Source organism: Arsukibacterium indicum, from assembly GCF_019100565.1.
GTDB classification, from domain to species: domain Bacteria; phylum Pseudomonadota; class Gammaproteobacteria; order Enterobacterales; family Alteromonadaceae; genus Alishewanella; species Alishewanella indicum.
In genome coordinates, this window is sequence record NZ_JAHRID010000002.1 from 87,028 (window position 1) to 111,389 (window position 24,362).

Annotated in this window: 19 protein-coding genes; 7 read left to right on the forward strand and 12 right to left on the reverse strand. The window is 49.6% G+C overall.

Features of this window, described 5'->3' with window-relative positions; all coding sequences use genetic code 11:
- The first annotated feature begins 167 nt into the window (after window positions 1-167).
- Window positions 168-680, forward strand: coding sequence for a DUF1993 domain-containing protein (locus tag KQY15_RS04945; protein WP_217667823.1), 513 nt, complete (start codon window positions 168-170; stop codon window positions 678-680).
- Window positions 681-735: 55 nt separating this feature from the next.
- Here the strand turns inward: KQY15_RS04945 and ahr are convergent, their stop codons facing one another.
- Entirely contained in the window at window positions 736-1,752 is a 1,017-nt protein-coding gene (gene ahr, locus KQY15_RS04950; RefSeq protein ID WP_254795443.1) for an NADPH-dependent aldehyde reductase Ahr, read from the reverse strand.
- A 184-nt stretch (window positions 1,753-1,936) separates the two neighbouring features.
- Between ahr and rimO the strand changes: the two genes are divergently transcribed.
- The 4 genes from rimO (at window position 1,937) to KQY15_RS04970 (ending at window position 7,054) form a co-directional block, all read left to right on the forward strand.
- Complete coding sequence (gene rimO, locus KQY15_RS04955) at window positions 1,937-3,340, forward strand: 30S ribosomal protein S12 methylthiotransferase RimO (protein WP_217667825.1); 1,404 nt, start codon at window positions 1,937-1,939, stop codon at window positions 3,338-3,340.
- 156 nt (window positions 3,341-3,496) lie between these two features.
- Window positions 3,497-3,748 (forward strand): MgtC/SapB family protein, encoded by a 252-nt coding sequence (locus tag KQY15_RS04960; protein WP_217667827.1) that lies wholly within the window; start codon window positions 3,497-3,499, stop codon window positions 3,746-3,748.
- Between the two features lie 185 nt (window positions 3,749-3,933).
- On the forward strand, window positions 3,934-6,201 hold the full coding sequence (locus KQY15_RS04965) for a CHRD domain-containing protein (RefSeq protein ID WP_217667829.1): 2,268 nt from the start codon (window positions 3,934-3,936) through the stop codon (window positions 6,199-6,201).
- A gap of 121 nt (window positions 6,202-6,322) precedes the next feature.
- Entirely contained in the window at window positions 6,323-7,054 is a 732-nt protein-coding gene (locus tag KQY15_RS04970) for a MauE/DoxX family redox-associated membrane protein (protein ID WP_217667831.1), read from the forward strand.
- A 344-nt stretch (window positions 7,055-7,398) separates the two neighbouring features.
- On the opposite strand, the gene KQY15_RS04975 is transcribed toward KQY15_RS04970, so the two are convergent.
- Together KQY15_RS04975 and KQY15_RS04980 are read right to left on the reverse strand one after the other, a co-directional pair.
- Entirely contained in the window at window positions 7,399-7,863 is a 465-nt protein-coding gene (locus tag KQY15_RS04975; RefSeq protein ID WP_217667833.1) for a GNAT family N-acetyltransferase, read from the reverse strand.
- Between the two features lie 2 nt (window positions 7,864-7,865).
- Window positions 7,866-8,576, reverse strand: coding sequence for an SIMPL domain-containing protein (locus tag KQY15_RS04980; RefSeq protein WP_217667835.1), 711 nt, complete (start codon window positions 8,574-8,576; stop codon window positions 7,866-7,868).
- Between the two features lie 156 nt (window positions 8,577-8,732).
- Between KQY15_RS04980 and fusA the strand changes: the two genes are divergently transcribed.
- Window positions 8,733-10,838 (forward strand): elongation factor G, encoded by a 2,106-nt coding sequence (fusA, locus tag KQY15_RS04985; protein ID WP_372449312.1) that lies wholly within the window; start codon window positions 8,733-8,735, stop codon window positions 10,836-10,838.
- Window positions 10,839-10,889: 51 nt separating this feature from the next.
- Here fusA and KQY15_RS04990 read toward each other — a convergent pair whose 3' ends face one another.
- From KQY15_RS04990 to coxB, 4 genes are read right to left on the reverse strand one after another with little or no spacing between them, the layout of a single operon-like run.
- Window positions 10,890-11,726 (reverse strand): cytochrome c oxidase assembly protein, encoded by an 837-nt coding sequence (locus KQY15_RS04990; protein ID WP_217667839.1) that lies wholly within the window; start codon window positions 11,724-11,726, stop codon window positions 10,890-10,892.
- Window positions 11,717-12,088: a hypothetical protein gene (locus KQY15_RS04995; RefSeq protein ID WP_217667841.1), complete on the reverse strand. Its 372-nt coding sequence runs from the start codon at window positions 12,086-12,088 to the stop codon at window positions 11,717-11,719. Before KQY15_RS04995 ends, KQY15_RS04990 begins: the two co-directional genes overlap by 10 nt.
- Entirely contained in the window at window positions 12,085-14,601 is a 2,517-nt protein-coding gene (gene ctaD / locus KQY15_RS05000) for a cytochrome c oxidase subunit I (RefSeq protein ID WP_217667842.1), read from the reverse strand. Before ctaD ends, KQY15_RS04995 begins: the two co-directional genes overlap by 4 nt.
- The gene (gene coxB / locus KQY15_RS05005; protein ID WP_254795445.1) at window positions 14,594-15,274 is read right to left on the reverse strand and encodes a cytochrome c oxidase subunit II; all 681 of its coding nucleotides are present in this window, start codon (window positions 15,272-15,274) and stop codon (window positions 14,594-14,596) included. Before coxB ends, ctaD begins: the two co-directional genes overlap by 8 nt.
- A 138-nt stretch (window positions 15,275-15,412) precedes the next feature.
- Between coxB and KQY15_RS05010 the strand changes: the two genes are divergently transcribed.
- On the forward strand, window positions 15,413-15,892 hold the full coding sequence (locus tag KQY15_RS05010; protein ID WP_217667846.1) for a DUF2231 domain-containing protein: 480 nt from the start codon (window positions 15,413-15,415) through the stop codon (window positions 15,890-15,892).
- Between the two features lie 26 nt (window positions 15,893-15,918).
- On the opposite strand, the gene KQY15_RS05015 is transcribed toward KQY15_RS05010, so the two are convergent.
- The 5 genes from KQY15_RS05015 to KQY15_RS05035 all read right to left on the reverse strand — a co-directional run bounded on the left by KQY15_RS05015 (window position 15,919) and on the right by KQY15_RS05035 (window position 24,212).
- Window positions 15,919-16,290 carry a hypothetical protein gene (locus KQY15_RS05015; RefSeq protein ID WP_217667849.1) on the reverse strand — a complete coding sequence of 124 codons (372 nt, stop codon included), beginning with the start codon at window positions 16,288-16,290 and terminating at the stop codon, window positions 15,919-15,921.
- A 251-nt stretch (window positions 16,291-16,541) separates the two neighbouring features.
- Window positions 16,542-19,595, reverse strand: a complete 3,054-nt coding sequence (locus KQY15_RS05020) for an efflux RND transporter permease subunit (protein WP_217667851.1) — start codon at window positions 19,593-19,595, stop codon at window positions 16,542-16,544.
- A 2-nt stretch (window positions 19,596-19,597) separates the two neighbouring features.
- On the reverse strand, window positions 19,598-20,686 hold the full coding sequence (locus tag KQY15_RS05025; RefSeq protein ID WP_217667853.1) for an efflux RND transporter periplasmic adaptor subunit: 1,089 nt from the start codon (window positions 20,684-20,686) through the stop codon (window positions 19,598-19,600).
- A 167-nt stretch (window positions 20,687-20,853) separates the two neighbouring features.
- Window positions 20,854-22,857 carry an excinuclease ABC subunit UvrB gene (gene uvrB / locus KQY15_RS05030; protein ID WP_217667855.1) on the reverse strand — a complete coding sequence of 668 codons (2,004 nt, stop codon included), beginning with the start codon at window positions 22,855-22,857 and terminating at the stop codon, window positions 20,854-20,856.
- On the reverse strand, window positions 22,854-24,212 hold the full coding sequence (locus tag KQY15_RS05035; RefSeq protein ID WP_217667857.1) for an MATE family efflux transporter: 1,359 nt from the start codon (window positions 24,210-24,212) through the stop codon (window positions 22,854-22,856). Before KQY15_RS05035 ends, uvrB begins: the two co-directional genes overlap by 4 nt.
- Between the last annotated feature and the right edge of the window lie 150 nt (window positions 24,213-24,362).

The window sequence follows — 24,362 nt, forward strand, 5'->3', positions numbered from 1 at the left end:
GAAAAAATCTGGCTGACAAGCGGTTTTACGGTTACATGCCGGCGTTGCAACAATAAGCCAGCGTTTCCGAACCCTGATATTTATTTTATGCAGAGCATTGTCTGTCAGCATAATCATCCCAAACTCCATAGCTAACAATTTTCCCAACCATGCCAGAGGGCTACCATATGTATTTCCAATTAAGCGTCGTACAAGCAAGCAAAATGCTGCAAAATTTACAGCATATTCTGGATAAAGGCGCCGCCTTTGCTACCAGCAAAAAAGTCGATATGGCCGTGCTGTTAAACGCCCGCCTGGCACCGGATCAGTTTCACCTTATTCGTCAGGTGCAAATTGCCTGCGATACGGCCAAGTTAGGCGCCGCCCGGCTGACCGGCAAGGTAGACAGTGCGCCCAATCATGCAGATGACGAAACCACATTGGAGCAGTTAACTCAGCGGATTAGCGACACCCTGGCTTATCTTGACAGCTTCAGCGAAGCTGATTTTGCTGATTCAGCCACTCAGAAGGTCAGCCAGCCACGGTGGGAAGGCAAATATTTAACCGGTGAAGAGTTTTTAATCCAGCACCTATTGCCGAATATCTATTTTCATATCACCACTGCTTATGCCATTTTGCGCCACAATGGCGTGGATGTTGGTAAGAAAGATTATCTGGGCGCCATGCCTTACAAAGCCTGATTCGTTTATTTCTACCATTAAAAAAGCCGGGCAGTGCCCGGCTTTTTTTGAGTGCTTAGCGCTCCAGCACTATCCGGTACCGGGCTTTGCCACTTTTCAAATGATCCATCGCTTCATTTATCTGAGCAAATTTAAAGGTTTCTACCACCGGCTTAATATTGTGCTGCACGGCAAACTCCAGCATTTTCGCTATGGTAGCCGGGCTGCCCACCGGTGAGCCTGACACACTGCGCTGGGCCATAATTAAATTAAATACACCAATATCCAGCGGTTCCAGCGTGGCGCCGACAAAATGCAGCCTGCCCTTTGGTTTTAAAGTCGACAGGTACAAATTCCAGTCGAGCGCGACATTGACAGTCGAGATAATAAAATCAAAACGGCCGGCTGCCTGCTCAATGTCAGCCGCATTGCGTGAATTAATACAGTGATGTGCGCCCAGCTCTTTTGCTTCATCAGCTTTACTGTCGCTGGAGGTAAAAGCCGTTACTTCGCAGCCCCAGGCCCGCAAAAACTGCAATCCCAGATGCCCTAAGCCACCAATACCAATTACGGCCACTTTATCGGTAGGCTTTACATCGAACTGCACCATCGGGTTAAACACGGTAATACCGCCGCAAAATAGCGGCCCGGCGGTTTTAGCATCCATACCCTCTGGCAGCGGCACCACAGCGGAGGCCTGGGCCCGCACTTTATCGGCAAAGCCACCATGATGTCCTACTATGGTGCCCTGGGCACTGGCACATAAGTTTTGATCGCCACTGCCACAGGTGCTGCACACCTGGCAGTAGCCAGAATGCCAGCCCAGGCCAACCACCTGCCCTTTTTTAAGATGACTTACAGCCTCGCCCACTGCAGCTACCCGCCCCACCACTTCATGGCCCGCCACCAGCGGATAGGCTGACATGCCCCATTCGTTATTCAGCATAGAAACATCTGAATGGCAAATGCCACAGTAATCCACGTCTATCTCTACTTCATTGCGGCCAAGTGCACCAGCTTCATATTGCCACGGCACAAGTTTGCTACCGGCGTCCATAGCGGCATAAGCGTTTATCATGTTGTTTGCTGACATAGTCACTCCTGTTGGTTTTATTCCGTCGTTAGAAGCTATACAGCTAACAGTATTGACCAGATCTGCCACAGTGTATGGAAATATCTGACATTGACTATTTTTTAACCAGCAACACCTGTTTCTTCCGCTGCTTTCAGGTATAATCCGCCGACTTTTTTCGGCAGCACCCATTTTAAGAGACACTATGACTGTACAAACCTTTGATCCAAGCCAGACCACGACATTGGACACCCCGGCCAAAGCATTGGCTAAACAGGTAACACCAGCCCAAAGCCAGGGCAACACCATTGGGTTTGTGTCACTGGGCTGTCCGAAAAACCTGGTCGACTCTGAACGTATTCTTACCCAGTTAAAAAGCGAAGGTTACAACATCGTGCCAAGCTACGACGATGCCCAGCTGGTTATTGTTAACACCTGTGGCTTTATCGACAGCGCAGTGCAGGAGTCGTTAGATACGATCGGTGAAGCACTGGCAGAAAACGGCAAGGTTATCGTCACTGGTTGTCTTGGCGCGCGGGAAGATGAAATTCGACAGGTGCACCCTAACGTGCTGGGTATTACCGGCCCGCACAGCTATGAAAACGTATTAAAGCAGGTACATGAGTTTGTACCCAAGCCAAAATACGACCCCTTTACCATGCTGGTACCGGATCATGGCGTTAAATTAACACCTAAGCATTACGCCTATCTGAAAATTTCTGAGGGCTGCAACCATCGCTGTACCTTTTGCATTATTCCGTCAATGCGCGGCGATTTAGTAAGCCGGCCTGTTGGTGAAGTGCTGGATGAAGCACAGCGTTTAAAAAATGCCGGCGTCAAAGAGCTACTGGTGATTTCACAGGACACCAGCGCCTATGGGGTAGATGTTAAACACCGCACTGGCTTCTGGAACGGCGCGCCGGTAAAAACCTCCATGCAGTCATTATGTGAAGCCTTAGGTGAGATGGGGATCTGGGTGCGTTTGCACTACGTTTATCCGTACCCACATGTCGACGATATTATTCCGTTGATGGCACAAGGCAAAGTACTGCCCTATTTAGATATTCCGTTTCAACACGCCAGCCCGCGCATTTTAAAGCTGATGAAACGGCCTGGGCAAGCTGAGCGGGTGTTAGAGCGGATTAAAAAATGGCGGCAAATCTGCCCCGAGCTCACCATTCGTTCCACTTTTATTGTCGGCTTTCCGGGCGAAACCGAAGAAGATTTCCAGATGCTGCTTGATTGGCTGGATGAAGCCCAGCTTGACCGCGTTGGCTGTTTTAAATACAGCCCGGTAGAAGGGGCTAAAGCCAATGAGCTGGCCGACCCGGTGCCGGACGAAATAATGGAAGAGCGCTACCATCGCTTTATGCAAAAACAGCAGGCAATAAGTGCGGCCCGTTTACAGAGCAAAATTGGCAAAACCATTAAAGTGCTGATTGACGAAGTTGATGACGAAGGCGCCATTGGCCGAAGCCACGCTGACGCCCCGGAAATTGACGGCGCGGTGTATTTAAACGGTTTAACCAACGTTAAACCAGGCGACATTATCGATGCTGTGGTAGATGAAGCCGATGAATATGACTTATGGGCGTCAATCGCTGAATAAAACGCTACCGCTTTAAACAGCTAAAAAGGCAGCTTCGGCTGCCTTTTTTACAAAAATATTTTCTCCTACTATCAATTGGTTAGCGCGTCTAAATATCAGCAGCCAGACACTATGCTCTGGTTAATTGACGATAAATCAGTCAGGTAGCAATAACTTATGAACTTAATCCCAGAGATTGACTGGACTATTGCCGCATTACATATCCGTGACATGCTGATTGCTTTTATTCTGGCGGTAGCTATCGGCTGGGACCGGGAAAAGCAGGAGCGCTCAGCCGGCCTTCGCACCTTTGCGCTGGTTGCCGTGGCGGCCTGTGGTTGTGGATCTGAAATAGTGTACTACCCTTACTGTGGTGAAGCTGGCGTTATCTCGTCTGAATGTACCAGCACATCTTCTACAGCGTTTTAGTCGTAAACAGGCATGTTTCCAGCTGATACTAACAGCTTTATGCCTTAAATCATTTAGTAAATCAAAATTCAGCATAAAAATTGAAATTGCTGCATCCAATGCCTGTAGTCGCTCGTAACTCCCGCTGAAGTTACATTTTTTTGATGTTGAATGTGTTTTTTTAACCAGAATACAGGGGTTTTGTTATGAAAAAATTATTTTATCTGGTATTGCCACTCTTTGTCCTGGCAGGGTGTTTCGATGGCTCAGATGATGAGGTAATCGTTGAGCCACCACCGGTGTTTAGCGCCGACCAAACCTTTGAAGTCAACTTGTCTGGTATGCAGCAGGTGCCAAATGTTGACTCAATTCAAATGGCATCAGCCACGGTAGAGCTAGACACCGATTTAAGGCAAATCCGGGCCAGTATGGACTTGTCTGATGTTGCAAATGTTCAAGCCGCGCATATTCACGATGGTGATTTAGGATTTAATGGTGACGTTGCTTTTGAATTTAGTGCCGGTAGCAACGGTGTGTATACAATTGCCGAAACTGAGGTAAGTGATGCTCTGATAGCTGATTTGCAAAATGGCGAATGGTACATCAATGTCCATACCACCGAGTACCCGGACGGCGAGATACGCGGTCAGATTGTCAATGAAAATACAGTCATCATTACTTTTCCATTATCCGGCCAACAGGAAGTACCTGCGGTAGATACCGCTGCCACGGGTTTTGCTTATGCTGCCGTGGATCAAACTGATTATGATCTTACTCTTACTGTCCGGACCATGGGTGCAGATGATGCCACTATGGCGCATATTCATACCGGCAGAATTGGCACCAACGGCGATGTGCTGGTGGCACTTGAAGCCGCTGAGGAAGACGGGGTTTGGGTTATACCAGCTGATACCATGATCGATGAAGCGACCTTTAACGTGCTGGCAGGTGGCGGTCACTATGTTAATGTCCACACCCCTGCTAACCCGGGCGGTGAGCTCAGAGGGCAGATTATTACCGATAATTTTGTGCTGGCAACATTCCCGTTATCGGGCAAACAGGAAGTGCCAATGGTACAAACCCAGGCAGCAGGCGACGGCTATGCCCTGGTTAATACTGACGATTACATGGTAGAGGTGGTAGCCGTAACAACAGGCGTTGATGATGCTACCATGGCCCATATCCATACCGGTCGTATTGGTAATAACGGTGATGTATTGGTTGGTCTGGTGCAATCTGCAGATGATTTGGGTACCTGGATGACCCCGGAAGATACCCAGCTTGATGAAGCGACGTTTCAGGTACTGGCCTCGGGCGGCCACTATGTAAATGTGCATACACCTGCTAACCCGGGTGGTGAGCTACGCGGCCAGATTTTAACTGACAACTTTGTATTAGCAACCTTTGCTTTAAGCGGTGCGCAGGAAGTACCAGCCGTGACCACCGCCGCATCCGGCATGGGCTATGCGCTGGTCAATACATCTGACTACAGTGTTGAACTGGTTGCACTGACTGAAGGTGTTGACGATGCCACCATGGCACATATTCATACTGGTCGTATCGGCAACAACGGCGATGTATTAGTCGGTCTGGAGCAGGTTATGGACGAGCCCGGTAAGTGGGTTACTCCGGCTGATACCATGATTGATGCGGATATATTTGCGGTGCTTGCCTCTGGCGGTCATTATGTCAATGTCCATACCCCGGCCAACCCGGGTGGTGAACTGCGTGGCCAGATTGTTACCGATAACTTTGTGCTGGCAACCTTTGCGCTCAGTGGTGCTCAGGAAGTGCCGGCAGTAATTACTACCGCAATGGGTGACGGTTATGCACTGGTTAATACCAGCAACTTTGCTATTGAAGTCACTGCACTGACCGAGGGCGTGGATGATGCCACTATGGCCCACATTCATACCGGCCGGATTGGCTTAAACGGTGATGTGTTGGTGGCGCTGGAGCAATCTGCCGATGATGCAGGCAAATGGTCTACCCCGGAAGGTGCCATGATTGACGCTGATATTCTGGCGGTACTGGCTTCAGGTGGTCATTACGTTAATGTGCATACGCCGGCCAACCCGGGTGGCGAGCTGCGGGGGCAGATTGTCGCCAGCGATCAGTATGCATTGATCACCTTCCCGCTGTCTGGCGCTCAGGAAGTCCCTGCTGTCACCACCACGGCAAGTGGTAACGGCTATGCGCTGGTAGGCTTAAGTGATTTCCGGCTGGAGCTACAGGTGCTAACCTCAGGTGTGGAAGATGCCACTATGGCGCATATTCATACCGGTGTGGCCGGTGAAAACGGCCCGGTGCTACTTGGTCTGGAACAAGACCCTGACAACGTCAACCGTTGGATGGCTCCTGCTGAAGCCGCATTAACCCAGAGCATTTTTGATGTGTTGGCCGCAGGCGGTCACTATGTTAACGTCCATACCCCGGAATTTCCCGGCGGTGAAATCAGAGGACAGATTGAGTAACGCTTGAAACTTTTACCAGCGGCGCTGGCTGGCGCCGCTATACTTGCTATATCGTCTTTATTTTCCAGACTAATACAATGGCGTGTCGCAGCTTACAGGAGATTGTTTAAAGGAGTTCAAAGTGAGTAAAACAGCCACACTGTATCGGATGGTAACCGATCAACATATTTGCCCCTATGGCTTGCGTTCAAAAGACCTGTTAGAACGACAAGGTTTCAAGGTTGAAGACCACAAACTCAGAACCAGGGAAGAAACTGACAGGTTTAAAGAAAAGCATGGGGTAAAAACCACTCCCCAGACATTTATTGATGACAACCGCATCGGCGGTTATGACGATTTGCGTGACTATTTTGGCAAGGGCGAAGCCGGTCAAACCGGTACCACCTATACTCCGGTTATTGCAATATTTGCTGTCGCTGCCTTACTAACAATCGCCTTCCAGTATTTTGTATCAGGCGATTATATTTCAATCCGCACCTTAATGCTGTTTATCGCGTTTTCAATGACCATGCTGGCAGTGCAAAAACTTAAAGACTTATACAGTTTTACAAACTCGTTTATCACCTATGATTTACTGGCGATGAAATGGCTGCGATACGGTTATATTTATCCATTTATCGAGGCCTATGCCGGGATCGGTATGATTGCGCAATTGCCGGCACTAGCGGTTGCACCGTTTTCACTTTTTATTGGCACTGTGGGTGCTATCTCGGTAATAAAAGCGGTTTATGTCGATAAACGGGAGCTGAAGTGTGCCTGCGTTGGTGGTGACAGCAATGTACCGCTTGGGTTTGTATCGCTGTCTGAAAACCTGTTTATGATTGCAGGCGGCTTGATTATGTTGCTGTGGTGACCCTGCAGCACGGCCATAGCCTAATAATTCGGTAGTTAGCAAAGCTGACGTGTTCTTACCCATAAAAAGTAGACTTCTGGTTATGCGCATTTGCGCTCTTACTCTGCCGGGCTGACATAGCTAATTGTTGAGTGTCTACGGACACGGTTATAAAATATCTCATTGTACTCGGAGATGCCTGACTTCGCCCGCTCAATCGAGTCGTAGTTTGCTGCAAAAAATCAGTTGCTTAAACCAAAAGGTGATTCCGGATGGTAGCAGGCAATAAAGGCGGCAAGATCTTTGGCGTTATAGGCTTCCAACTGGCGTTGTACCGGAAATACCAGTCGTTCCCTTTTCATAACCTAATACTCCAATTCCTTAATCATGAACATGCTATTCGGGTCATCCGGGTAATCAGCAAAAGGGCCACAAAACTTAAAGCCAGCGCTTTGGTATAAATTGCGGGCTGGCAGGAAAAAGTCCATTGAAACCGTTTCAAGATAAAGCTGACGAATACCGCTATGCTTGGCTTGCCCAAGCAAAAACTGCAATAAGGCGCGCCCTACACCCTGCCCCCGCGCCTCTGGCGCCGTTCGCATTGATTTAATCTCGGCCATCTGGGCACTGTGCTGCTTTAACGCCACACAGCCCACTAAAGCATCACCCTGCCAGGCACTCCAGAAACGAATACCTGGTGTTTGTAGTTTACTGATATCCAGCGCATGGACACTTTCAGGTGGCGAGGTTGCATACATATCGTCTAAGTGGCCCTGCAGTAATTGGATAACCGCTTGCGATTCCAGCCTGCCCGCAACAATGTTCAGCATCTTTAATTAACCGACAACTCAAATACTGCATCAACCGTGCTATTGAAGCTTACCGTTGCTTGTAAATAACGGCCGGGCGCCGCATCGGCGGCATTTAGTCTGGCACCGGTTACCTGGATCATCTCATAGCCGCCACGTTGCCGCTGGCTGTTGGAATTAATACTGTAAATTCTGCCCAGCCTGGCATCAAAGGCATTGGCCAGCGCTTTACCATTGGCTTTAGCATTTTCTGCGGCCATTGCTGTAACTTGTTTACGCAACTCATCAGCTTTAGAAGACTGCAACTGAATGTCCTGTACTTCGTCTATACGAACGCTTAATGCGAAATCAAGCAATTGATTAAGCTGCTCAAGATTAGTCAATTTTAACTTCAACGAGCGATTGGCACGATAACCGACGAGTTGCTGCTGATTGCCGTCGGTATAAATATACTCTGGCTCGGTTAGCAGGTTGCTGGCAGTAACATCGTCGGTTTTAACGGCAAAATCATTCAGCCCGTCCAGTAACGTATTGACCCGCTTATCAACGTCAGCTTTAGCGTCCAGTGCAGTTTTTTGCATACTGGTAACTTCCATTGAAATAACAGCAATATCTGGTGTGGTAGTTAGTTCAGCCGTACCCTGTACCGCAATATGCCGGGTAGCGGGTAAACTGCTGTTGGCGGCTAAGGTGAATGAGCAGATCAGAAACATCAGGCTGCAAAGCGTTTTCATAGTAACTCCTTATTAAGGGGTTGCTGATTTAAAATCTTCTGTCAGGCTGCATTGACAGCATGGATAAAAAATTAGCGACCGACAACATTTTTTCTCTGCAAATCTTTTTAAAATCCTGTATATTGTCGCACTATTTTCAAACCCTAGCTTATTGAGATTACTATGTCAGCAGATTTATCCTTATACAGAAACATTGGTATCTTCGCCCACGTTGATGCCGGCAAAACCACTACTACCGAGCGTATCCTTAAACTGACCGGTAAAATTCATAAGTTAGGTGAAGTTCACGAAGGTGAATCAACCACTGACTTTATGGAACAGGAAGCTGAGCGCGGTATTACTATTCAGTCAGCAGCCGTAAGCTGTTTCTGGAAAGGCCACCGTTTTAACGTAATCGATACCCCGGGCCACGTTGACTTCACCGTTGAAGTATATCGTTCACTGAAAGTATTAGATGGTGGTATCGGTGTATTCTGTGGTTCAGGCGGTGTTGAACCTCAGTCTGAAACCAACTGGCGCTACGCGAACGATGCTGAAGTATCACGTCTTATTTTCGTTAACAAGCTGGACCGGATTGGTGCTGACTTTATCCGTGTTACCGAGCAGGTTAAAAAAGTACTGGGTGCTAACCCGTTAATCATGACGTTGCCTATTGGCCGCGAAGACACCTTTAAAGGTGTGGTAGACCTGTTAACCAAACAAGCTTACGTATGGGATGAATCTGGCCAGCCAGAAAACTATACCACTACCGATGTACCAGCTGACATGGCTGACGACGTTGAAATGTATCGTCAACAGCTGATCGAAACTGCGCTAGAGCAGGACGACGACCTGTTAATGGCATATATGGATGGCGAAGAGCCTTCAGTTGATGACGTTAAGCGTTGTATCCGTAAAGGTTGCCGCGACCTGGCGTTCTTCCCTACTTACTGTGGTTCTGCTTTCAAAAACAAAGGTATGCAGTTATTGCTGGATGCTGTTGTTGAATACTTACCGTCACCAACTGAAGTTATTCCTCAGCCACTGACTGACGAAGAAGGTAACGAGACTGGCCAGCACGCTATCGTGTCAGCTGACGAGCCGTTCCGTGCTTTAGCATTCAAAATCATGGATGACCGGTTTGGCGCTCTGACCTTTATCCGGATCTACTCTGGTGTTCTGAACAAGGGTGACACCATCCTGAACTCTTTCACCGGCAAAACCGAGCGTATCGGCCGTATGGTTGAAATGTACGCCAACGACCGTATTGACCTGACGTCAGCCCAGGCCGGTGACATCATCGCTCTGGTAGGTATGAAGAACAACACCCAGACCGGCCACACCCTGTGTGATCCGAAGCACCCTTGTACCCTTGAACCAATGGTATTCCCAGAGCCGGTAATTTCTATCTCTGTTACGCCAAAAGACAAAGGTTCAGTAGAGAAGATGGGTATCGCTATCGGTAAAATGGTAGCTGAAGACCCGACATTCCGGGTTGAAACTGATGTTGACTCAGGTGAAACCATCCTTAAAGGTATGGGTGAATTACACCTGGATATCAAAGTAGATATTCTGAAGCGTACTTATGGCGTTGAGTTAGTAGTAGGCCAGCCTCAGGTTGCTTACCGCGAAACTATTACCCGTGAAGTGGAAGACAGCTACACCCACAAAAAACAATCTGGTGGTTCAGGTCAGTTCGGTAAAATCGATTACCGTATTCGTCCGGGCGAGCAAAACTCAGGCTTCACCTTCAAATCAACCGTAGTTGGTGGTAGCGTTCCAAAAGAGTTCTTACCGGCTATCGAGAAAGGTTTCGAATCAATGATGGCTACCGGTACCCTGGCTGGCTTCCCGGTATTAGACGTGGAAGTTGAAGTATTCGACGGTGGTTTCCACGCTGTTGACTCATCAGCTATCGCGTTTGAAATCGCTGCTAAAGGCGCATTCCGTCAGACCATGCCAAAAGCCGGTGCACAACTGCTTGAGCCAATCATGAAAGTTGACGTGTTTACCCCGGAAGATCACGTAGGTGATGTAATCGGTGACTTAAACCGTCGCCGCGGTATGATCTCTGGTCAGGAAGCGGGTGTAACTGGCGTACGTATCAAAGCTGACGTACCACTATCAGAAATGTTTGGTTATATCAGTACCCTGCGTACCATGACTTCAGGCCGCGGTCAGTTCTCTATGGAGTTCTCACACTACGCACCGTGTCCGACCAACGTAGCAGACGCTGTAATTGCCAAAGAAAAAGAAAAGAAAGCCGCTGCTGCTAAAAACTAAGCAGTAAGCGCTTTATCAAAAGCCCCGCCAGTGCAAATTGGCGGGGCTTTTTTATCGGTCAATAGCGGGGCTTTGGTTACTATCGGCATTAGTTCGTAGCCAGCGATACCCGAGCCAGGCAGCAGCAACCAGGTATGGCAGCCCACCCGGTACCCACATCAGTAAGCCGGCCAGTTGCTGATCAGCCAGCTGATGACTGGGATAATACAGTAATGTATCGGCAAAAGTCAGAATAGCGCCCAGAAATCCGGTTTGCATCAAGGTAAACAGTAAGGCCAGCAATGCCCAGCTGCGACTACGCTCGTTGCTACTTAATGCAGCCAACCACAACATCGCCGCAGTAAATATAAAACAGAAATGCTCCACTAAATGCCACCACGGGTGCTCCAGTGCCAGCACATAAAAACGTGGGGTATGCCAGAACCAGACCATAGCGGCATGCAGATAAGCCAGGCTCAGTGGATAAGCGCTCAGTTTCAGTAGCGGCTGCCAGACCAGCCGGCCCCAGCGCCCGGTTGCCGCAGCAAATTGCGGCAACGGCAGACTCAGCGCCCACATCGGGGTAATAACCACCATAAACATCATATGCTGCACCATATGGGCGCTGGCACTGGTTTCTGCCAACTGATCCAGTGGTCCGATAGCAGCATAACCGCACAACAGGCAGCCAGCATGAAATAACAACGCGCGCCAAAGTAGCGGTGGTCTTTTAATGCTACCCAGAATATAAACCAGCCAGAACAGGGCCAGCATAACCACGGCCACCAAGGCGGCCCAGAATGTGGCACCGTCGCTTTGCAGCGGGTTGTGCGCCTGCACTGGTAAGCTGATAGCGCCAAGCAACACTAACGTTGCATTGATGATTAACCGTCGTGCTGTTAACTGCATGGCGCAAATACCAGTACCGGCAGGCCGCCGGCAAGCGTTGCTATGGCGGAAGCAAGATACAATACGGTGCTGACATAGCCGGTAAAATGTTTAACACCACCAGTATTTTTATCTTTCCGCTGCTGCAGGCAAGCGCGCCACGTCCGCCAGGCCAGCGCCAGCAGTACGGCTAGCACCAATAACGTTAATAAAAATAAGCTGGCATTAAGCCAGTTAACAGCTCCCTGCTCAGAAGCAGGTGCCGCCAACTGGCAGGCGACGGATAAGCCGGCATACATTGCCACAAACCAGATACTCCAGATTGTCAGGCCGAAAACCAGCTGAGCAGGATGACAGGGGGCAAACCAGGAATAACGGCTCAAAACTGACTCCCCCATCCCAGAGGTAAGATAAAAAACAGCGCCAAACTTAGCCAGTACACCGCCAGATAGTAAAACCACAATGGCTTAATAACCTGCGGCTCGTAGGGCAAGCTGACACTGACATAACCGCGGCCAACTCTCAGTGCCTGAAGCCCTGTTAATACTATTGCCAGTGCCGCATGGCCAAGCAGGTATAACAGCACAACTGTCAATACCGCATCATGGGCGTTATTGCGATAATCCAGTGCTGCGCTGATAAACAGCAACAACAGGACCACGAAATGCAGCATGCCAAACGCGGCGCTTAACCACAGCTTTTGTTGTAAGTGTCTGTCATCACCCTCTGCCAGGCGCTGGCATAGTTTATTGAAAAACCAGACACTGACACACGCTGCCAGCCCGCCCCAACTCAGCCACCAGACCGATATGGGCCCCTGGTCAGGTGCCGTCCATTGCGGCGCAGCGGTCCACAAATAAAACCAGCCGAACAACAGTGACATGTAAAGCGAACCATTCGCCAGTAAGGTAACAATCATCCCCCAGCGTCCCGGGCCATCAATGGTGCGGGATTCATAAGGTAGAGATGAGGGGCGTGACGCTGACTGCGGGGCCGCTAGCGGATGGCCGCCATTCTCCCAGCTCCAGCGTAGCAGCAGTACGATTGCCACAACAAAGCCAGACAATGCAATAGGATACCAACGACAAAGCAGGCAAATACACACGACCGCCAGGGCCAATGCACTGTATAAAGGCCACCACGAATTACCCGGCAGCTGCAGCACTTTCTGCAACTGGGCACTGACCGGTGAGGTGCCGTAAGTTTCACGCAAACCACTGTCAGCATCAGCCAGGCCCTCCTGGCCTGTTCTGATGCGCTCAGCCAGTTGTGGATCCCGCCACAGCGGCTGGCGGCTGCTTACCGAGGGTAAACTGGCGAAGTTATACTGTGCCGGCGGCATATCCAACGCCCATTCCAGGGTGTCGGCCTGCCACGGATTGGCGCTGGCGCGTTTGCCAAACCAGAAATGCAGCAACAGGTCCAGCAACACTAACGCCACCCCTATTGCCATAATAAACCCACCAATTGATGATAACAGGTTCAAACTATCCCAGCCTACTCCGGATTCATAGGTATACACCCGCCGCGGCATGCCGAGCAAACCGGTCAGGTGCATCAATAAAAAAGTCATGTTAAAGCCACCAAACGTCAGCCAGAAACCCCAACGGCCTACTACTGCTGAGGGCATCCGGCCGGAAACCAACGGCAACCAGTAATACAGCCCGGCAATTAATGGGAAAAACATCCCTCCCACCAATACGTAGTGCATATGGGCGACGACAAAGTGGGTGTCATGGACTTGCCAGTTAAACGGTACCAGCGCCAGCATTACCCCGGTTAATCCACCACAGACAAAAATCACCAGAAAGCCACTGATCCATAGCATTGGTAGCCGGAATACCACCTTACCGCGCCATAACGTCGCCAGCCAGGCGAAAACCTGAATTGCCGTAGGTATTGCCACCAGCATGCTGGCGATAGAAAAAAAGGCCTGAGCCAGCTGCGGAATGCCCACAGTAAACATATGATGCACCCAAAGGCCGAAGCTGATAAAGCCGGTTAAAATAATGGCAATGACTATCCAGCGATAGCCAACAATAGGCCGGCCACTGAAAACCGGGATCAGGGTTGAAACAATACCCGCTGCCGGCAGAAAAATAATGTAAACCTCGGGATGACCAAACAGCCAGAACAAATGCTGCCACAGCAGCGGATCGCCTCCCGCGGCCACGGTAAAAAATGGCATACCAGCAGCACGCTCCAGCTCAAGCAGAATACTGGCCAGAATTAACGGCGGAAAACCAAACACAATCATCAGCGCCATCACCAGAATGTACCAGCAAAACAGCGGCATCCGGCTCAGTGTCATACCTTTGGCCCTGCTGCATAGAATGGATACTGTGAGCTCTATACCGGCTGCCATCGCCGATATTTCAACAAAAGTAATTCCCAGCAGCCAGAAATCTGAACCCGGACCGGGAGCAAACTCACTGCTGCTAAGCGGGGTATACATAAACCAGCCGGAAGCAGGTGCTATCCCAAGCAACAAGCTGGTCATAATAATAATGCCACCAAACAGATAGCAGTAATAACCCAAGGCGCTGAGCCGCGGAAACACCAAATCGCGGGCGCCAATCATTTTCGGAATTAAATAAATTGCCAACCCTTCCAGCACCGGAATAGCAAATAAAAACATCATGACAGTGCCGTGCATGCTAAACAGCTGGCCATAGGTTTCAGCATTGATTATATCCTGCTCAGGCAGCGCCAGCTGGGTTCGTAACAACATTGCCAGCACGCCACCCACCAGAAAAAACACCATACCGGTAACCATAAAGCGCAGGCCTATGGTGCCATGGTTTACGGCGGCCAGACTGCCCAAGCCTGGCAAGTTGGCCCAAACCCGGCCAAGTTTACTGGCTAACTCTGCCTGGCCCTGCCTGGTGTCAGTCATCTTTCACTTTCTCCTGTTGCTCAAGACCCGACCTACCGGCATTTTCCAACCACCCGGCAAAATCAGCTGGTTCATGGGCTATCACGGTAAATTGCATATGAGCATGACCAACACCGCAATATTCAGCGCATTGACCGCGATAAGTACCTGATGCGGATGCCTCCAGTTTAAGAACATTTTTGCGCCCGGGTATCAGGTCGAGCTTAACCCCGAGCCTCGGCACCCAGAATGAGTGAATAACATCAGCACTGTGTAACTGCAGATGAACCACTGTATTGACAGGAATATGCAGCGTATCTGTCAGTTGAATATTATGCTCCGGATAATTTACCTGCCAGTACCACTGATGGCCGGTAATATCAATTTGCATGGCATTGTCCGCTGGCAGCGGTATCATTCTTTGCCCCACCGGCACACCGGCTATCAGCAGCACAATAATACTAACGGACGGCAACACCAATCCTCCCCAAATAATCCAGCCGCTGACAACGCTGCTTTCTGCCATATCGTTAGCCCGTCGCTTAATAGCGTAGTGCCATAGCGCTATCACAGCTAGCAACACCAGACTGAAAAAACCAAACATCAGCCACCACAGCCAGGCTACCTCAGCCGCTGCCGGCCCTTGAGGGTCCAGACTGGAAAAAGGCCCACTGCAACCGCTGACAGTCAGCAACAGGATAGCTGACCAGAATACTGCTACACTGTGCTTTAATAACTTACCGGGACAACGAAGTACTGCCGCTGAAAGCCACCTAAAGAACCACTTCGAGAACCGCTTTGAAAGCCACGTTGAAATTTGCGGAGGTACAACATGTCGATGGAACCCATCATCAGCCAAATCAAGGTGTTTGGCCATCCAGTTCATCCGGGACTTATTCATTTTCCGGTCGCGGCACTGCTCGGACTGATTGCCACAGATTTGGCTTATATGTACAGCACCGATCCATTCTGGGCCCGTGCCAGTTTGTGGTTGTCGGGTGTCGGTGCAATAGGTGGCTGGCTGGCCAGCACTGCCGGCCTGATGGATTTGCTGCTGGTAAGCCAGATCAGACGACTGGTCAGCGGCTGGTGCCACGCTATACTGGCGGTCATGTTGCTGTCGCTGGCAACCTTTAACTGGCTGATGCGTCTGCCGGACGCTGCGGCCCAAATCATGCCCAAAGGCCTTTACCTGTCGTTGCTCAGCGGAGTATTGATTATTGCTACCGGCTATCTGGGTGGCCGACTGGTATATGAATACGCAGTAGGAGTGAATATTGACGATATGCTGCAACAAGACGCGAAACCGTAAAATACCGGTCAGCCACTTTGCACCAGTCAGGAGGCAAACCATCGTAATGCCTCCAGTTGTGGTTTTAACAGCACCAGCACAATAATAGTCAGTATCAGCGCCAAAACGATACCCAGTAAACCAATGCTTTTTCCGGTAATACTACTGGCATTTGGTCTGTGGCTATACAAAATCAATAAGCCAGAGCCAACATGACAGAATACCAGGCCGGTAACCAGGGTAAGCTTTAGCAATAACCAACTACTGAAATTACCAGTAAAAGCAAATATCGCGGTTCCGCTAACAATTGCAAGCAAGCCGGCAGGGCTCGCCAGCCGGGTAAACCATACCCGCTCCAGCGTATCAACTTTACTGTCACTTTTCAGACCGGCATCGGGCCGCGATATCAGTATTAACATAACAGATAACGATGCTGCCCAGATGACCAGGCTCGTGATATGCAAAAACAACAACCAGACCATTAACCTATTCCATTGGCGATGGGAAAAACAAGCAGAACCCCAGCTAATATATTAATTAAATGAATGTTTTAATCTATCTATGCACATAACTGTAGCAGACAAATAAGGAAGCGCAGCACGGCAGCTGAAAAACTTCAGCCACCGTCTGGATTAGAAATTAGGCGCTGCAGCAGTGCAAAAGGCTTCTGCTAGCTCACCGTTTTTATTTTAAAGACACTGCAATACAACACAGGCAAAAATAGCAGCGTCAGGATTGTCGCAAACCCTAAGCCGAACATGATAACCACCGCCAGACTGGCAAAGAACACATCGCCCAGTAAAGGTATCATCCCCAGGATTGTGGTAATGGCAGCCATTGCAACCGGCCGCACCCGGCTAACTGCGCTGTCAAATACTGCGTCAAATGCTGCCTTGCCCTCGCTCAGCTCCAGCTTTATTTGCTCGACCAGCACAATACAGTTTTTTATCAGCATACCCGACAAGCTTAAAAAGCCCAGCAGCGCAATAAAGCCAAATGGCGCATTTAACAGTAATAAGCCAAAACTTACCCCAATAATGGCGAGCGGCACACAAGCCCAGATCACCAGGGCACTTCGCAAAGAGTTGAACAGCAGTACCGTTACCACAAACATCATTAAATACCCCAGGGGCAGCGAGCTAAATAGCGCCTTTTGGGCCTTTTGCTGCGCTTCATACTCCCCCCCCCAGCTAAGAAAATATCCGGTTGGCAGAGGGATCGCCTCTATCTGCGCCTGTACTCTGGCTTGCAGTGCCGAAGCTGTGTCGTCAGATAGCGTATCGTGATCTGCCATAACGGTAATGGTTCTTTTACGGTCACGGCGCTGAATTTGTGCATCTTCCCAGACTAAATCAAAACCAGTAACAACCTGGGTTATCGGCACATATCGCTGCAATTTGTTGCTATATACCTGCAAATCGTATAAAGCGTCCAGATTATCCCGCTCGGCCAATGGTGATCTGGCAACAATAGGCAGCAAATGGGTGCCGTCACGATAAATACCTACGGTACGACCGGACATGCTGGTCAGCAGTACGTCATCAATATCCTGCTTACTTACCCCTGCCCTACGGGCCATGGCTTCGTTAAACCTGGGTCGGATAACCTTTGCCCGCTCGCGCCAGTTATCCCTGATACTCACCGCCTGGCCGTCAGCCAGCAAAATTTCTTTAGCCTGCATGGCTAATTTTCGTAATACATCAGGATCGCCGCCACTGAACCTGGCTTCAATTTTAGCCGGCGTAGATGGGCCAACTTCAAGCCGTAATAGCTTATGCTGCACTCTGGGTAGCTGTTCAGTTATGTATTGCCGGGTTTGTTGCATTAATACCGGCAGTTGATCACGATCGTTGGCCCGGATAATCAGCTGACTGTATGCTGCAAAGTTTTTTTCTGGCTGATACGTCAGCATAAAACGTTCGGCACCCCGACCACTGGTACTGGTAACGTGGCTTACCTCATCCAGGGACTTCAGATAATTCATCAGACGCACAGCGTCGTCACTGGCATGCTGAATATCAGTGCCTTCAGGTTGCCATAAATCGACCAGAAAAATAGGGGTATTGGATGGTGGAAAAAATACCTGTTTAACGCTGCCAAAACCGATGACGGCTGCGACCAGCAAACTTAATGTCAGTAAATAAGTGCTCAGCCGATGCTGTAGTGCCAAACGTAAAACTTTACGATAAACGGTAAAGATTGCCCCCTGATACAGCTGCTCTGCTTTGGTATCTGATTGCGGCTTGTCCCTGAATAACAGGCTGGCAAAAAATGGGGTCAGGGTAATTGCGGTTACCCAGCTCAGTAACAACGATACCAATAATACCCAGAACAGGCTGCCGGCAAATTCCCCTGTGGCATCACTGGATAAGCCAATAGGCGCAAATGCCGCAATAGCAATAACGGTAGCACCTAACAAAGGCCACTGCGTTTGTCTGACAATCAGACTGGCTGCATCTGCCAGTTTCAAGCGTCGTTGCATGCCAATCAAAATGCCTTCGGTAATCACAATGGCATTATCAACTAACATGCCAAGGGCAATGATCAGCGCGCCGAGCGACACCCGCTGCAATTCAATATTCATTTGCCGCATGAAAATAAAGGTACCCAACACCGTCAGCAGCAGGATTACCCCAATTAAAATGCCACTGCGAAGCCCCATAAACAGCAGCAGCACCACAATTACGATGGCAACGGCTGCCGCCAGATTCATAATAAAACCGCTCACCGATGTCGCCACTTCATCCGGCTGGTTATAAATAGTATTCAGGGTTATTCCAACCGGCTTATTGTACTCCAGTGTATCCAGCCGTTGCTGCACCTGTTCACCGGCGTCGACCACATTAACCCCGGCAGCAAAGGAAATCCCCAGGGTCAGCGCATTCTGACCATTAAAACGGATAAGCTGGTTCGGAACCTCAGCATTCTCCCGGTAAACCCGTGCCACATCGCCCAGATAAATGAGTTCTGTTGAGTCCGGGCTTGAGATAATCAGACTTTCTAATTCTGCTACCGATTCAAATTCACCCGTTGGATAAATTCGCAGCCGGTCTGGCCCCACTTTAATCGAGCCGGCATTGGCAACCATATTCTGACTTTGCAGCAAGGCTGATAAGGTTTGGGGGGCAATACCTAAAGCCGTTAAGCGGGGCCGCGAAATTTCGACAATAACCTGTTGCTGCTGCACGCCACCCACCGCCACCTTGCCAACACCTGGTACCAGCACCAACTCCCGACGTAAAAAGTCAACGTAATCCCTTAGCTCTTCACTACTATAACCATCACCGCTTATTGCAAATAAAATACCGTAAACATCGCCGAAATCATCTTTAACCTGAGGGCTTTTCACACCAGGTGGCAGTTGGGGTTGTAAATCATTTACCTTGTGACGCAGCTCATCCCAAATCTGCTTTAATTCTCTTGCCCGGTAGGTATCCTTCATCTCTACCATCAGTTGCGACAGCCCCGCCGATGATACGGAGCTGACATGGTTAACGTATGGCAGTTGCTGGATCATATTTTCCAGCGGATAACTGACTTCTTCTTCAACCTGCGTAGGCGACGCTCCCGGATACTGTGTGATAATAAGTGCTTGTTTCAGCGTAAATTGCGGATCTTCCAGCCGGCCCAATCCTGAATATGACACGATGCCACCAAATAACAAAATAGCGGCAAACAACCAGGAAGACGTCCGGTAACGAATAAAATAAAGGGCGAGATCCATAGTTAAAGTCCCCGCTCGCGCACCCAGGGCCTTACCTGCTGTCCTTCTGTCAGCTGTTGGACACCAGCAGTAACAACTTGCTCACCAGCAGTCAGTCCTTCAGTAATGGCTGCTCCGGCACTGGTTAAACTGCTGACCGTTACAGCACGTCGCTGTACCTGGCCATTGTCAGGATTATATATCCAGACATAGCTCTGCTGTTGATTTACCGCGGTATCATCCGGCATAAAAATGGCGCTGGCAGGAATAAACAAGGCATCGACATAAGCGGCATTAATTTTACTGACTTCAGCAATGACGTTCGCAGTCATGCCTGAGAGCACATTAAATTCAGTTGGTGTCGCCATACTGAATACCACTTTAAAACTGTTGGTGGCCGGATCGGCACGGGTATCCCATTCGCGGATCCTGGCCCGGTAGCGATACATCGGATGGGAGTCGAACACCACTTCAGGCTGGTAATCAAAATCTTTGCGAACATTTGAAATGACATCTTCCGGCACCTGGATAACCACATCCACCCGGTCTCTTACCTGCAGCTCCATTATCGGTTGCTGTGCTGCGATATTTTCATGGTTCTCAACCAGTAAGCGGGAAATAATGCCAGCGAAAGGCGCCTGTAACAGGGTATAGCTCAGGGCTGTTTCTGCGGTGGATAAATCAGCCTGCGCGACTTGCAACTGAGCTTTGGCCTCATCAAATACCGCCTGTGATACCAGTTTCTGGGCAATGAGCTGTTCGGCACGGGTAAACTGGGTCTGAGCCAACTCATAGCGTGCCCGCGCCTGATCCAGTTTCAACTTGAAATCAGTGTCATCCAGCCTGGCCAGTAACTCGCCATTTTGTACTTGCTGACCAGGCCGGGCCATTAGCTCAACGAGTTTGCCGCTGACCCGGAAGGTTAAGTTTGCCCGCACGGTTGGCTCTACCACAGCTGGAAACTGCCGCACTGCACCGCCGGCATCGCTGCCAACCTGATGTAATTTAACCGGACGGATCAGCGGTTCAGTCTCAGTTGTTGCCGGCTCACTACAGGCCAGTAATAAGGAGCCAGAGCAGACTATCAGTAAAACCTGTGAAAAACGCCGCATAATATTATTCCTGAACGCTGATGTCGAAAAAGTAAAGCGGCCAGTCTGACAAAACGCAACCGCCTTTCGGGATGCAGAAAAAACAATAAACCGCTTATCAGATTGGACCAGTAATACCAATTAAACATCAAAAAGGGTTCTTTGACAGCAAGTTTTTCTGCAGTAACTCACATTTCCAGTAAGGCCTGTTTCAGTTGTTGCACTTCATCCCTTATAGCAGCAGCCTGCTCAAACTCCAGATCTTTGGCATGTTGCAGCATTTTATGTTCCAGTTGCTTAATTTCAGCCTGCAACTGATAAGGCGTTTTTCCTTTAATCAGTTTTACCTGCTCCGCCACTTTACGCAGTGCAGTCGGTGCAGTTGGTGCCTGGCCTAAATCCATCACATCAGAAATTTTCTTACGGATAGCCGCTGGCTCAATACCCTGTTTTAAATTGTGGGCAATTTGTTTCGCCCGGCGCCGCTCTGTTTCATCAATCGCCCGCTGCATTGAGCCGGTGATCCGATCTGCATACAAAATAGCTTTGCCTTTAAGGTTCCGGGCGGCCCGGCCGATAGTCTGGATCAGTGAGCGGTCTGAGCGCAGAAAACCTTCTTTATCTGCGTCCAGAATCGCCACCAGCGATACCTCAGGAATATCCAGTCCTTCCCGCAGCAGGTTAATGCCAACTAATACATCAAATACACCAAGGCGTAAATCGCGGATAATCTCCATCCGCTCCACCGTATCAATATCTGAGTGCAGATAACGTACCCTGATCTGGTGATCGTTCAGATATTCAGTTAAATCTTCTGCCATTTTTTTGGTAAGAGTGGTAACCAGCACCCGCTCACTCAGTTTGGCACGGGCCAGCGCTTCTGACATTAAATCATCAACCTGCGTTGCAACCGGTCTTATTTCAATCACCGGGTCAACCAAACCGGTGGGCCTGACTACCTGTTCTATCACTTCACCACCAGACTTTTCCAGCTCATACTTTGCCGGGGTTGCTGAAACATAGACCCGTTGCGGCGCAATCGCCTCAAACTCATCAAATTTTAACGGCCGGTTGTCCAGTGCCGAAGGCAGCCTGAAACCATAGTTAACCAGGTTTTCCTTGCGCGAGCGGTCTCCTTTATACATGGCACCAATTTGCGATACCGTGACATGAGACTCATCAATAAACATCAGGCCATCTGCCGGAAAATAATCAAGCAGGGTTGGTGGCGGCTCTCCGTTAGCCCGGCCCGACAAATAACGTGAGTAGTTCTCAATGCCGGAACAGTAACCGAGCTCAACCATCATCTCGATATCAAACTGGGTGCGCTGGGCTATACGTTGCTCTTCCAGTAATTTATTTTCACTTAGTAAGTCTGCCCGGCGCCCGGCCAGCTCCGTCTTAATATTCTCAACCGCCGCCAGAATTTTTTCACGCGGGGTAACATAGTGGGTTTTCGGATAAATAGTATAGCGGGTCACGACCTGCTCAATCGCGCCGGTTAACGGGTCGAAAATACTTATCCGTTCAATTTCCTCGTCAAACAGCTCTACCCTAACCGCCAGTTCATCTGACTCTGCCGGAAAAATATCAATAACATCACCACGCACCCGGTATGTCGCCCGCTGAAACTCAATATCATTGCGGCTGTATTGCAGCTCCGCCAGCCGGCGCAGGATAAAGCGTTGATCAACAATGTCGCCCACTTTTAAATGCAGCAACATTTTCATATAAGACTCAGGATCGCCCAAACCATAAATGGCCGACACCGAGGCGATGATAACTACATCACGGCGCTCCATCAGTGCTTTAGTGGCCGACAGCCGCATTTGCTCAATGTGCTCATTGATAGAGGCGTCTTTTTCGATAAAGGTGTCGGTTGATGGCACGTAAGCCTCTGGCTGATAGTAGTCGTAGTACGACACGAAATACTCTACGGAGTTGTTTGGAAAAAACTCCTTCATTTCGCCATATAGCTGAGCAGCCAGGGTTTTATTGTGCGCCATAATAAGGGTTGGCCGGTTTACCCGGGCTATAACATTGGCCATGGTAAAGGTTTTGCCTGAACCGGTAACCCCTAACAGGGTCTGATGCGCCAGTCCGGCATCAAGCCCCTCGACCAATTTCCTGATAGCCTCAGGTTGATCGCCAGCGGGTTGGTAATCCGACACCAGTTCAAATAGACGGGTCATGCTGACTCCTTTAATTCAAATAATCTGACCCGGTTAAACCAATTAAAGGCAATAGCGGCAGTAAACACATTGGCGACAACACAACCGGCGAAAACACCAATTACTCCAAATAATTTACCGCCAGCCCAGGCCAGAGGCACATAAAATACAAAAAGCCGGATTAAACTGAGCAAAAGCGCATTAACCGGCAAATGCAGCGCATTAAAAGACGAGTTAGTCAGGATGGTGATGCCCTGCAAGCCATACGCGAGGGGGACTATCCACAAAAACCAGCGAATATAGCGCGCTACATCCTGATCGTCGGTAAACATGGATGCAATTGGCCAGGCCAGTGCAGCCAGCAATAGATATATGGCAAACTGCCAGCGAATAATAAAAAAGGTTGTCAACCGGTAAGCCTGCTGCACCCTTGACAACTTATCAGCACCGAAATTCTGACTGATAAATGGTGGCAGGGTCATCGATAGTGCCAACACCACCAATGATGCCAGACTCTCCAGCCTGGCACCAACACCAAATGCCGCTACAGCGGCCGCCCCGTAGCTGGCCATAATAGCCGTTAAAATAGCCATGGCCAGCGGCGTCAGCATATTGGCCCCGGCTGCCGGTATTCCGATACGCAAAATTTTGCGATATATAGGTAGAGCAACTGCAAATGGTTGCCAGCAGGCTATCAGCAAACCACGTTTATACAAAAGCCAGAGGATAAGACCACAGCCCAGTGCCCATGACAGCACCGAGGCTAATGCAGCGCCTTGCATCCCCATCGCCGGCACCGGGCCATAACCAAAAATAAACAGCGGGTCTAATATGGCGTTTACAACCCCGCCTGACGCCATAATTAAGCTAGGAGTCTTGGTATCACCGGATGCTCTGAGCACAGCATTGCCAACCATCGGCATCACCAACAATACTGAACCGGCAAACCAAATCAACATATAATCGTGAATATAGCCGAGAGTTGCGTCACCGGCGCCAAGTAAGCGGAACATCGGATTAATCAGCGCCATCCCCAGTAAACTTAATGCCAGCACCAGATAGGTAGCCAGCCACAAAGCAGCAAGTGAATCAGCCTGAGCTTCTTTATTATGGCCGGCGCCCAGCGCTTTGGCGATAATCGCCGAGGTGCCAATGCTAAGACCAATAGCCAGACTGATTACCGTAAACGTAACCGGAAAGGTAAAACTGATCGCCGCCAGCGGCGAAGTGCCCAGCATGCTGATAAAAAAGGTGTCGACAAGATTGAAAGTCATCAGCGTTAACATTCCGGCCAGAACCGGCACTGTCATACTGCGAAGTGTGCTACCGATATCGCCCTGTAAAATCTGATTGGCTGGCGGCGCCTGGTTACTCATACATCCTGCCTGCTAGAGAATAGGCCGCTATTGTAGTTAAAAGCAGGGTTCCATACCATGGTAAAGCCTTAAAAAGCGAGGTATTCGTTTTAATTGTTCAGAATAAACGCCCACATGCGACAAATAGTTCACAATTCAGCCCCTGCTTAT

Coding starts and splice junctions, on each gene's coding strand:
- KQY15_RS04945 (WP_217667823.1), top strand. CDS start 168: ATGTATTTCCAATTAAGCGTCGTACAAGCAAGCAAAATGCTGCAAAAT.
- ahr (WP_254795443.1), bottom strand. CDS start 1,752: ATGTCAGCAAACAACATGATAAACGCTTATGCCGCTATGGACGCCGGT.
- rimO (WP_217667825.1), top strand. CDS start 1,937: ATGACTGTACAAACCTTTGATCCAAGCCAGACCACGACATTGGACACC.
- KQY15_RS04960 (WP_217667827.1), top strand. CDS start 3,497: ATGAACTTAATCCCAGAGATTGACTGGACTATTGCCGCATTACATATC.
- KQY15_RS04965 (WP_217667829.1), top strand. CDS start 3,934: ATGAAAAAATTATTTTATCTGGTATTGCCACTCTTTGTCCTGGCAGGG.
- KQY15_RS04975 (WP_217667833.1), bottom strand. CDS start 7,863: ATGCTGAACATTGTTGCGGGCAGGCTGGAATCGCAAGCGGTTATCCAA.
- KQY15_RS04980 (WP_217667835.1), bottom strand. CDS start 8,576: ATGAAAACGCTTTGCAGCCTGATGTTTCTGATCTGCTCATTCACCTTA.
- KQY15_RS04990 (WP_217667839.1), bottom strand. CDS start 11,726: ATGCAGTTAACAGCACGACGGTTAATCATCAATGCAACGTTAGTGTTG.
- ctaD (WP_217667842.1), bottom strand. CDS start 14,601: ATGACTGACACCAGGCAGGGCCAGGCAGAGTTAGCCAGTAAACTTGGC.
- KQY15_RS05010 (WP_217667846.1), top strand. CDS start 15,413: ATGTCGATGGAACCCATCATCAGCCAAATCAAGGTGTTTGGCCATCCA.
- KQY15_RS05015 (WP_217667849.1), bottom strand. CDS start 16,290: ATGTTAATACTGATATCGCGGCCCGATGCCGGTCTGAAAAGTGACAGT.
- KQY15_RS05020 (WP_217667851.1), bottom strand. CDS start 19,595: ATGGATCTCGCCCTTTATTTTATTCGTTACCGGACGTCTTCCTGGTTG.
- KQY15_RS05025 (WP_217667853.1), bottom strand. CDS start 20,686: ATGCGGCGTTTTTCACAGGTTTTACTGATAGTCTGCTCTGGCTCCTTA.
- uvrB (WP_217667855.1), bottom strand. CDS start 22,857: ATGACCCGTCTATTTGAACTGGTGTCGGATTACCAACCCGCTGGCGAT.
- KQY15_RS05035 (WP_217667857.1), bottom strand. CDS start 24,212: ATGAGTAACCAGGCGCCGCCAGCCAATCAGATTTTACAGGGCGATATC.